Origin of the sequence: Catenulispora pinisilvae (genome assembly GCF_015356865.1) — a bacterium.
Classification (GTDB): domain Bacteria; phylum Actinomycetota; class Actinomycetes; order Streptomycetales; family Catenulisporaceae; genus Catenulispora; species Catenulispora pinisilvae.
On sequence record NZ_JAAFZA010000321.1, the window covers coordinates 1 to 10,043 of the forward strand.

Here is a 10,043-nt window from a genome sequence, read left to right on the forward strand (position 1 = left end):
ATCCTGGCCGGCGCCGCCTTGGGCCGGCACACCAGCGAAGGCGACGGCCTGGCGCTCGGGATGGCCGTGGCCGCGGTGGTGACCGTGCCGTTCGGCGTGGCCGACGGCGGCGCCGCCTTCTCCACCGACGTCGTGCACATCCGCTTGCGGTCGCGCATCTCCACCACGGCCTGGTCGGCGAAGGCCAGGGTCTCCACCGGGTCGTCGCGCAGCGTCTTGGGGCGGCCGTAGCCGGCGGCGCCGATCGTGCTGCCCGCGATGTCGCCGGCGCCGGCGGCCTGCTTGGCCGACTCGGCGCGGGCGGTGCGGACCTTCTTCGTTATGGCCCGGTCGGACTTGCGGCGCTCGTGCATCGAGACCGGGATGGCCCAGATGGTGAACTTGTGCGGCTTGCCCTCCTCGGCCACGGTCTCGACCACCGTGGACAGCCGGGCCGAGAGGGTCTCGACGCGGGGCCAGCTGATGTCGACGCGGCGGAAGGGGTTGCGGATCGCCAGGCGGTCGGGGTGGCTGAAGGCGGCCGGGTAGAGGCCGCCGACCGCGCCGCAGACCATCATGAACAGGCCGATCGTGGAGCCGACCGGGTGCTTCTCCGAGCCGAGGCCGAACGCGAGCAGGAAGATCCCGCCGAAGACCACCAGCAGAACGCCGGTCCCGAGGGAGCCGACGGTGCGGTAGGAGGTGGGCTTCTCCACGGGCGACGCTGTCGCGCCGTCTGCCGGGGCCGGGGATTTGAGTCGCATACTCCCGATTCTGCCACCCGCCGTCCCACGCTCCGAGACCGCGCGACGATTGTGACCAACCGGTGATCGGCAAGACCTGCCATTTCACCAGCGAGAGCGGCACGGCTACCGTGGTCGGCGTGACCGCACAACTCGCCCTCGACGACGCGGGCCTGCGCCGCCTCCTCCACGGCCTGCCGCCGGCGGACCAGGTGGGCGCCGACGCCCGCGCCGCGCGACTGGGGACCCGATCTATCAAGACCACCGCGAAGGCCGAGGCGCTGGACCTGGCCGTGCGGATGGTGGACCTGACCACGCTGGAGGGCGCCGACACGCCGGGGAAGGTCCGGGCGCTGTGCGCCAAGGGCGCGCACCCGGAGCCGAATCAGCCCGACTGCCCGAGCGTGGCCGCCATCTGCGTCTACGGCGACATGGTCGCCACCGCCAAGGCGGCGCTGGCCGGCACCGGCATCAAGGTGGCCTCGGTGGCCACCGCGTTCCCGAGCGGCCGCGCGCCCCTGGCCGTGAAGCTGGCCGACACCGCCGCCGCGGTCGAGGCCGGGGCCGACGAGATCGACATGGTGATCGACCGCGGCGCCTTCCTGGCCGGCCGGTACGGCGCCGTCGCCGAGGAGATCGCCGCGGTCAAGCAGGCCTGCCGGACCGGCGGCCACGACGCCCACCTCAAGGTGATCCTGGAGACCGGCGAGCTGGCCACCTACGACAACGTCAAGCGCGCCTCCTGGCTCGCGATGCTGTCCGGCGCCGACTTCATCAAGACCTCCACCGGCAAGGTGAGCCCGGCCGCCACGCTGCCGGTGACCCTGCTGATGCTGGAGTCGGTCCGCGACTTCCGCGCGCAGACCGGCCGGCAGGTCGGCGTGAAGCCGGCCGGCGGCATCCGCACCGCCAAGGACGCGATCAAGTACCTGGTGACGGTGAACGAGACGGCCGGCCCGGACTGGCTGTCCCCGGACTGGTTCCGCTTCGGCGCCTCCAGCCTGCTCAACGACCTGCTGCTGCAACGCCGCAAGCTCGCCACCGGCGTGTACTCCGGCCCCGACTACGTGACGGTGGACTGACCATGGCCAACTCAGCAGCTCAGAGCACGGCCGCCCGGGGCCTGTTCGAGTACGCCCCGGCGCCGGAGTCCCGCTCGGTCGTGGACCTGAAGCCGTCCTACGGCCTGTTCGTGGACGGCGAGTTCGCCGACGGCTCGGGCGGCACCTTCAAGTCGGTCAACCCGGCCACCGAGGAGGTGCTGGCCGAGGTCGCGATGGCCGACGCCGCCGACGTGGACCGCGCCGTGGCCGTCGCGCGCCGGGCGTACGACGAGGTCTGGTCCCGCATGCCGGGCAGCGAGCGCGCCAAGTACATCTTCCGCATCGCGCGCATCATCCAGGAGCGGGCCCGCGAACTGGCCGTCCTGGAGTCGCTGGACAACGGCAAGCCGATCCGCGAGTCCCGCGACGTCGACATCCCGCTGGCCGCCGCGCACTTCTTCTACTACGCCGGCTGGGCCGACAAGCTCGGCTACGCCAACCTCGGCCCGGACCCCAGGCCGCTGGGCGTGGCCGGTCAGGTCATCCCGTGGAACTTCCCGCTGCTGATGCTGGCCTGGAAGGTGGCGCCGGCGCTGGCGTGCGGGAACACCGTGGTCCTCAAGCCCGCCGAGACCACCCCGCTGACCGCGCTGCTGTTCGCCGAGATCTGTCAGCAGGCTGATCTGCCGCCGGGCGTGGTGAACATCCTCACCGGCGCCGGGGCGACCGGCGCGGCCGTGGTCGGGCACCCCGGCGTGGACAAGGTGGCCTTCACCGGCTCCACCGAGGTCGGCCGCATGATCGCCAAGCAGGTGGCCGGGACCTCGAAGAAGGTGACGCTGGAGCTCGGCGGCAAGGCGGCCAACCTGGTCTTCGACGACGCCCCGCTGGAGCAGGCGATCGAGGGCATCGTCGACGGCATCTTCTTCAACCAGGGGCACGTGTGCTGCGCCGGGTCCCGGCTGCTGGTGCAGGAGTCGGTGGCCGAGGAGGTCGTGGACCGGCTGCGGGAGCGGATGAAGACGCTGCGGGTCGGCGACCCGCTGGACAAGAACACCGACATCGGCGCGATCAACTCCGCCGAGCAGCTGGCGAAGATCCGGACCCTGACCGAGGCCGGCGAGGCCGAGGGCGCGACCCGCTGGTCGCCGCCGTGCGAGCTGCCCGAGCGCGGCTTCTTCTTCGCCCCGACCATCTTCACCGGCGTCTCGCAGGCGCACCGGATCGCGCACGAGGAGATCTTCGGGCCGGTGCTGTCGGTGCTGACGTTCCGGACCCCGGCCGAGGCCGTGGAGAAGGCCAACAACACCGCCTACGGCCTGTCCGCGGGCGTGTGGACGGACAAGGGTTCGCGGATCCTCTGGCTGGCGAAACAAATGCGCGCCGGCGTGGTGTGGGCGAACACGTTCAACCGCTTCGACCCCACCTCGCCGTTCGGCGGCTACAAGGAGTCCGGGTACGGCCGCGAGGGCGGGCGCCACGGTCTGGAGGCTTACCTCGATGTCTGAGACCAAGAAGGCTGACGCCAAGAAGACTGAGCCCAAGAAGGCTGAGGCCAAGAAGACCCCGAAGACCGGGAAGGCTTCGAAGGCCGCGCCGCAAGAGGCCGTGGTGACGTCGCCAGCTCCGGCCCCGACTCCGGCTCCGGCCGCGCCGCGTTCCTCGGTCCGCAAGACCTACAAGCTCTACATCGGCGGCGCCTTCCCGCGCTCGGAGAGTGGACGAAGCTACGTGGTGACGGCACCCTCCGGCGAGTTCCTCGCCAACGCGGCCCAGGCCTCGCGCAAGGACGCGCGGGACGCGGTGCGCGCGGCCCGGTCGGCGCAGGCCGGCTGGGCCAAGGCCACGGCCTACAACCGGGGCCAGATCCTGTACCGGATCGCGGAGATGATGGAAGAGCGCCGCGACCAGTTCGCGCAGCAGATCGCGAGCGTCGAGGGCGTGAACGTGGCCGCCGGCTACGCGCAGGTGGACGCCGCGGTCGACCGCTGGGTCTGGTACGCGGGCTGGTCGGACAAGCTCATGCAGGTGCTCGGCTCGGCCAACCCGGTCGCCGGGCCGTACTGGAACATCTCCTCGCCGGAGCCGACCGGCGTGGTGGCGCTGCTGGCCCCGGCCCGGCCGACGCTGCTCGGGCTGACCTCGGTCCTCGCCCCGGCGATCGTCGGCGGCAACGCCGTCGTGGTGGTGGCGCCGGACGCGGCCGCGGTGCCGGCGGTGACCCTCGGCGAGGTGATGGCGACCTCCGACCTGCCCGGCGGCGTCGTCAACATCCTGACCGGCGCCCCGGCCGAGCTGGCCCCATGGCTGGCCTCGCACCTGGACGTGAACGCCCTGGACCTGGCCGGGATCGAGGCCGGCTCGACGCTGGCCCGGGACCTGGAGGTCTCGGCCGCGGAGAACCTGAAGCGGGTCGTGCGGCCGGCGGCCGGCTACGACTGGAGCGCGGATCCGGGGCTGGCGCGGGTGAAGCCGTTCCTGGAGACCAAGACGGTGTGGCACCCGGTCGGAATCTGACGCCCGTCACCGGAAGTCACCAGTGGGTGCCCCGTCGTAACGACGGGGCACCCACTGTCGTTGGAGCGGACATGTCCATCAACCCCCACTCCACCGCCCGGCGCGCCCTCGGCCTGGCCGCACTGTCCGGTCTCGCCCTGGTCGCCGCCCCGGCCGCACACGCCGCGGCCCAGCCCTCCGACGCGCCCAGCGCCGACGCCGGCACCGCCACGGCCATGGCGACCTTCCACCAGGCCACCGCCGGGCTCGCCGCCACGCCGCTGTACCCGCTCGCCCACACGCCGCTGGATCTGCTGTCGAACAACCTGCACGTGCCGGTGGGCGGCATGGACCTGTCGACGTTCCCGGTCACCGCGCCGTTCCACGACGGGCTGCCGCTGGCGGAGGTCCCGGTGGTGGGCAAGCTGCTGCCCTGAGCGCTGAGCCCTGGGCTCTGAGCCCTGGGCCCTGGGCCCCGAACGCTGAGCGCTGGGCTCTGAGCCCTGAGGCCCAGGCCCTGAACGCTGAACACTGACACACCGGAAAAGCAGGAGGGCCGGCCCAAGGCCGGCCCTCCCCGTGGTTCCTGCTACGGACGCAGCGTCACTCCGCGGTCCAGTTGCCGATCGGCAGCCCGCCATCCTGCTGCGGGGGCTGCTGCTGCGGCGGTTGCTGCTGCTGCGGCGGCTGACCCTGCGGCCCCGGCCCCGACGGCACCGTCGGGATGGCCTGCGTCATCATCGCGTCGGCATCCTGCTGCGGCTGACCCCACTGCGGTTGCGGTTGCTGCTGCTGCGGCGCGGTCGGCTGCGGCGCCTGCTGCTGAGGCGGCGGGCCCCACGGCTGCTGCTGCGGCGGCGGACCCGCCTGCGGCTGCTGCTGCCACGGCTGCTGCTGCGGCTGCGGGCCCGGGCCCCACTGCTGCTGCGGCTGCTGGAAGCCGCCGGCCGGCTTGGCCGGCTGGTGGTGGTGCTGGAAGAAGCCCAGGACCAGCCAGGTACCGATGCCGTCGACCGCCAGCGCGCCCAGCGAGATGAAGAAGGTCGAGGTCTTATCCCAGCCGGTGACGCCGTTGGCGCCGAAGGCGGAGAACAGCGCGACGACGCCGAACAGGTCCGCGACGCCCAGGGTGATCAACGACGCCAGCGTGATGACCTTGGCGTTCTTCAGATGCGACGGCAGGTGCGCCAGCACCACCCCGGCCACCACCGCGCCCACGACGACGACGTTCAGCAGGCTCCCGACCTCGCCCGCGGCACGGTCGGAGAAGGACGGTTTGATGGTGCCGAACCCGCTGTTGGTACCCTCACCCGGGCCGAACAGGAACGTGATGGTGTTGAACAGCGTGCTGATCGCGCCGTAGGCCAGCAGCACAAAGGCCGCCGGTTCGCGGAGGCGCTGAGCTATCGGAGGCATGACCTCGTTGCCCCTAACTGTGAGTCGGTCAGTCTTCGGCGAACAGCCTTCCACACAACCGGAGGCGCGGGAACACGAAACGCTCAGCTCATCGCGTTATCTATGGATTGACGCCGGTTTGCCTTTACCAAAGAAATACAAGCACCTAGTCCACTACGGGTCCCACTCGGGACCGCGACCGGCACTCAGACCTTGTCAGGCGGCCACCAGATCAGCGTGCAATGTCCGCACGGCGCCGTTCTCGCGCAGTTTCCTCAACGCGCGCCACAAGGTGGACTTCACCGTACCCACAGACATCCCAAGCCGCTCGGCGATCTCGGAGTCCGTGTACGAACCGTAGTAGCGCAGCGCCAGAACCTGCCGGTCTCGGTGCGGGAGCGCGGCCAGCGCGTGGTGCAGGACTGTACGCAACTCAATACGCTCGGTGTCCAGATCCCACACCGCCGAGTCCGGCAGCTCGTCGGAGGCCGGGTACTCCTCGACCCGGTGCCGCCGCCACTGCGATATCTGGTGGTTGGACATGGTGCGCCGCACATAGGCGTGCGCCACCCGCTTGTCGGCGATGCGGTGCCAGGCGCCGTAGACCTTGACCAGGCCTTCTTGCAGCAGGTCCTCGGCGTCGGCGGGGTTGGTGGTCAGCTGGCAGGCCGCGCGCAGCAGCGTCGAGCGGCGGGTCGCGACGTACTCCGTGAAGTCGTCACGCGGGCCGCGTACGTCGGGGGCATGGTCCGTCATAGCTAGAAGGCTCGCCGTCGCCCTTCCGCGCTTCGTCCGCGACGTGTCACAGGAGTGCAACAGCCCTTACCTGAAGGCTTCCTGAGAGCCGCCCAGGTCAAGGCAGAATGGCACCCATGCCGTCCCTGCTCCTGGTCGAAGACGACGCCGCGATCCGCACGGCGCTCCAGCTGGCCCTGACCCGCCAGGGCCACCAGGTCGCCGTCGCCGCCAGCGGCGAGGAGGCGCTGGCCAGCTACAAGACCGTGCGCCCCGACCTGATCGTCCTGGACGTCATGCTGCCCGGAGTGGACGGCTTCGAGGTCTGCCGCCAGATCCGCCGCACCGAACAACTCCCGATCATCCTGCTCACCGCCCGCAGCGACGACATCGACGTGGTCGTCGGCCTGGAATCCGGCGCCGACGACTACGTCGTGAAGCCGGTCCAGCCCCGCGTCCTGGACGCCCGCATCCGCGCCGTCCTACGCCGCGGCGAACGGGAGACCAGCGACGTCGCGGTCTACGGGGACTTGACGGTGGACCGCTCAGCCATGACGGTGAGCAAGCGGGGCACCCCGATCCCGTTGACCCCGACCGAGCTGAAGCTGGTGATGGAGCTGTCCCGCCACGCCGGCCAGGCCCTGTCCCGCCAGCAACTGCTGCGCCTGGTGTGGGAGCACGACTACCTCGGCGACTCCCGCCTGGTCGACGCCTGCGTGCAACGGCTGCGCGCGAAGGTGGAGGACGTCCCCGCCGAACCGACGCTGATCAAGACGGTGCGCGGTGTCGGCTACCGGCTGGACCCGCCCCGGTGAACGCGGGCAGGCGGAGTTTCGCTACGCGGAGCACTACGAAGAGCACTGGCTTGCTCACTCAGAGCCATGACTGCTTGGGTGTGAACCGTGCTTAGGGAGAAGCCGAAGGACGGCTTGGCGGACAAGCCGAAGAGCAGCAAGGGGTCCGGCAAAGCGCCGAAGGTACAGGAGCTGCCGCGCCGTGCCGACCGGGACCGACGGCGGCACAAGCGGCCGTTGCGGCTGACCGGGCTGCGGATGCGGCTGCTGGCGGCGTTCGCGGCGGTGGCGCTGATGACGTCGGTGGCGGTGACCGGGGTCTCGTATGTGCTGACCCGGCAGTCGTTGATGAACCGCATGAACCAAAGCTCGGTGCTGCAATTCAAAGCCGCGGTAAGCGAGTACCAGGAGCAGCTCGACAACGCGCGCCCGGCGCCGCTGCCGGTCAACCTGACCAGCCTGGCGTTCAAACTCCAGGCCGCCAGCGGTACGAACTGGTACTTGCACCGCGCGTCGATGAGCGACGGAACAGTCGACAACTCCCTCAGCTATGACTCGATACCGGCCAAGCTGCGCGACTTCGCGAAGACGAATATCGCCTGGCAGCGGGCGACGGTGAACCGCCAGCCGTATCTGATCATCGGGAGCTCAGTGCAGCCCAACGGAATCGAGGTCTATGACTTCGTCAGTCTGGAGCCGCAGCAGGAAGACCTGACCCGGCTGGCCCAGAACTCGGCCATCGCGGCAGCGGTCGCCATAGCCATATCGATCCTGCTCGGCCTGCTCGCCTCGCGCGGTGTCCTGCTCCCCCTGCGGCGTCTGGGGATCGCGGCCCGGCGATTGGGAGCCGGCAAGTTGGATACCCGGGTCGAGGTGAGGGGCAACGACGAGGTCGCGGACGTGTCGCGGACCTTCAACGAGACCGCGGAGGCCCTGGAGCGCTCGATCGCGGAGCTGCGGTCGCTGGAGGCCTCCTCGCGGCGCTTCGTCGCGGACGTCTCGCACGAGCTGCGCACTCCGCTCACCGCGATGACCGCCGTCACGGACATGCTCGAAGAGGCGACGGACGTCGGCGACGAGAGCGCGCCGGCCGCGAAGCTGATCGTCAACGAGACCCGGCGGCTGGCCCGGCTGGTCGAGGACTTGATGGAGATCTCGCGATTCGACGCCGGCACCGCGCAGCTGCGCCGGGAGGAAGTCGACCTGGTGGCACTCGTGACCGGTTGCCTGGACGCGCGGGCCTGGACCGGACGCGTCACCCTGAACGTGCCGCCGGGCCTGATCGTCACGGTGGACCAGCGCCGGATCGACGTGATCGTGGCGAACATGGTCGGCAACGCGATAAAGCACGGCGGGGAAGGACCTGTGGAGTTGTCCATCGGCGTGTTCGGACCGAACCTCGTCCTGCAGGTGCGCGACCACGGGCCGGGTATCCCCCCGGACGCCCTGGAGCACATCTTCGAGCGCTTCTACAAGGCCGACAAGGCACGCGTCCGTTCCGAGGGCAGCGGGTTGGGGCTGTCGATCGCCTACGAGAACGCGCACATCCACGGCGGCGAGCTGACCGGCGGCAACCATCCAGCCGGCGGCGCGGTCTTCACCCTGCGGCTGCCGTTGCGGGCGACCGTCCCGGCGCAGGGAGCGCCGGAGTGAGCGCCGGAGGCAGGCGCGGCAAGGCGATCGCCGTCGCCTCGGCCGCCATCGCCCTGGCCCTGACCGCCGCCGGCTGCGGGGTGCAGCCGACGGGGGTGAACGTCGCGCAGACCGAGCCGTTCGGCGAATCCTCGGCGAGCAGCCCGCAGACGGTCTCGCCGTCGCAGTATCCATACACGGTGTCGGTGTTCCTGTTCTCCAGCATCAACCGGGGCCCGGGCTCGATGATCAACCGGCCGATCGCCAAGCAGCCCGATCCCATGGACCTGCCGAACGAGCTGGCCCAGTTGTCCAACGACGAGGAGCTGGCGCAGTACACGACCTACGTACCACCGGGCCTCACCTTCAAGCCGACCGACCAGGCGCACATGTACATCGTGAACAGCCCGACCAAACTGGGCGCGCTGGCCCTGCAGCAGCTGTACTGCACCTTCGACCAGTGGTGGATCCTGCACCCGGACACCCACAACCCGAGCACCCGGCTGATCGTCCAGAGTCCCGGAGGGGGCACGGACACCGACTGGCAGGACTGCACCGAGGGGGTGGTCCCGGCGAACGCCGGCGCTGCGGCCAAGCCGTCCCAGCCGTCCCAGCCGACGGTGAGCAAGAGCTTCGCCGGCAACTGAGGCGACCGGGCCGGCAGCAACTGAAACGCGACGGCCGCGCGACCCCCGTCTCGGGGATCGGCGCGGCCGCCGGAAAGATCAACTATCGAAACCGGCAACGCGGCCGGGTTGTGTCCGTGCCCTGATCGCACGGGTGGCATCCGAGCCGGCGGTCTTCACTGTCGCACGGCTCGGGTTCGGGTGGGGAAAGCTCTCGGTGCGGCGGGATTCTGGGCCGCGGTGGTGGTTCACGCCGTCGTCAGTTGCCTGATTCAGCGCGGGTCCGACCCGGTATCGGTGGACTCTGATTCAGTTCTTCGGATGCCGCCGGCGAAGGGATCGGAGCTTCGCCGACGGCGTTGCCGCATCGGTGGATCTGCTCGGGTCTCAGCCGCCGAGGCCCGCCAGCCCGCCGGTCAGACCGCCGAGCGGCAGGCCGCCGCCGAGACCGCCGCCGAGGCCGCCGACCACCGGCAGGCTCCCGCCGGGGCCGGTGAGCTGGCCGGCGATCGGCAGGCCGTGCAGGGCGTTGGTGACGGAGTCCAGCGGGCCGGTCTGCGCGTTCGGGACCGGGGCCGCCGCCGGGGCGGGGGCCTGGGC

10 protein-coding genes and 1 pseudogene are annotated in these 10,043 nt (G+C 70.7%); 7 read left to right on the top strand and 4 right to left on the bottom strand.

Annotated elements, in window-relative coordinates; translation table 11 throughout:
• Nucleotides 1–743: hypothetical protein (locus IZR01_RS54850; RefSeq protein ID WP_194927392.1), on the bottom strand; the 743-nt coding region annotated here is incomplete at its 3' end.
• Nucleotides 744–862: 119 nt separating this feature from the next.
• On the opposite strand from IZR01_RS54850, the gene deoC reads away from it, so the two are divergent.
• From deoC to IZR01_RS44850, 4 genes are all read left to right on the top strand, one after another.
• Nucleotides 863–1,804 (top strand): deoxyribose-phosphate aldolase, encoded by a 942-nt coding sequence (gene deoC / locus IZR01_RS44835; RefSeq protein ID WP_194927393.1) that lies wholly within the window; start codon nucleotides 863–865, stop codon nucleotides 1,802–1,804.
• 41 nt (nucleotides 1,805–1,845) lie between these two features.
• Nucleotides 1,846–3,273 carry an aldehyde dehydrogenase family protein gene (locus IZR01_RS44840; protein ID WP_194899739.1) on the top strand — a complete coding sequence of 476 codons (1,428 nt, stop codon included), beginning with the start codon at nucleotides 1,846–1,848 and terminating at the stop codon, nucleotides 3,271–3,273.
• Nucleotides 3,266–4,282 (top strand): aldehyde dehydrogenase family protein, encoded by a 1,017-nt coding sequence (locus IZR01_RS44845; RefSeq protein ID WP_194927394.1) that lies wholly within the window; start codon nucleotides 3,266–3,268, stop codon nucleotides 4,280–4,282. The genes IZR01_RS44840 and IZR01_RS44845 overlap by 8 nt, the downstream gene beginning before the upstream one ends.
• 71 nt (nucleotides 4,283–4,353) lie before the next feature.
• Nucleotides 4,354–4,698 (top strand): hypothetical protein, encoded by a 345-nt coding sequence (locus IZR01_RS44850; RefSeq protein ID WP_194899732.1) that lies wholly within the window; start codon nucleotides 4,354–4,356, stop codon nucleotides 4,696–4,698.
• Between the two features lie 166 nt (nucleotides 4,699–4,864).
• Here the strand turns inward: IZR01_RS44850 and IZR01_RS44855 are convergent, their stop codons facing one another.
• Together IZR01_RS44855 and IZR01_RS44860 are read right to left on the bottom strand one after the other, a co-directional pair.
• Nucleotides 4,865–5,677 (bottom strand): hypothetical protein, encoded by an 813-nt coding sequence (locus IZR01_RS44855; protein WP_194927395.1) that lies wholly within the window; start codon nucleotides 5,675–5,677, stop codon nucleotides 4,865–4,867.
• A 195-nt stretch (nucleotides 5,678–5,872) separates the two neighbouring features.
• The gene (locus IZR01_RS44860) at nucleotides 5,873–6,412 is read right to left on the bottom strand and encodes a SigE family RNA polymerase sigma factor (RefSeq protein WP_194897501.1); all 540 of its coding nucleotides are present in this window, start codon (nucleotides 6,410–6,412) and stop codon (nucleotides 5,873–5,875) included.
• Between the two features lie 116 nt (nucleotides 6,413–6,528).
• Between IZR01_RS44860 and IZR01_RS44865 the strand changes: the two genes are divergently transcribed.
• The 3 genes from IZR01_RS44865 (at nucleotide 6,529) to IZR01_RS44875 (ending at nucleotide 9,464) form a co-directional block, all read left to right on the top strand.
• Nucleotides 6,529–7,206: a response regulator gene (locus IZR01_RS44865; RefSeq protein WP_194897502.1), complete on the top strand. Its 678-nt coding sequence runs from the start codon at nucleotides 6,529–6,531 to the stop codon at nucleotides 7,204–7,206.
• Nucleotides 7,207–7,293: 87 nt separating this feature from the next.
• Nucleotides 7,294–8,838 (top strand): ATP-binding protein, encoded by a 1,545-nt coding sequence (locus IZR01_RS44870; protein ID WP_194897503.1) that lies wholly within the window; start codon nucleotides 7,294–7,296, stop codon nucleotides 8,836–8,838.
• Nucleotides 8,835–9,464 (top strand): hypothetical protein, encoded by a 630-nt coding sequence (locus tag IZR01_RS44875; protein WP_194897504.1) that lies wholly within the window; start codon nucleotides 8,835–8,837, stop codon nucleotides 9,462–9,464. Before IZR01_RS44870 ends, IZR01_RS44875 begins: the two co-directional genes overlap by 4 nt.
• Before the next feature lie 366 nt (nucleotides 9,465–9,830).
• Here the strand turns inward: IZR01_RS44875 and IZR01_RS44880 are convergent.
• Nucleotides 9,831–10,043, bottom strand: a pseudogene (locus IZR01_RS44880) (hypothetical protein); the annotation flags it as partial.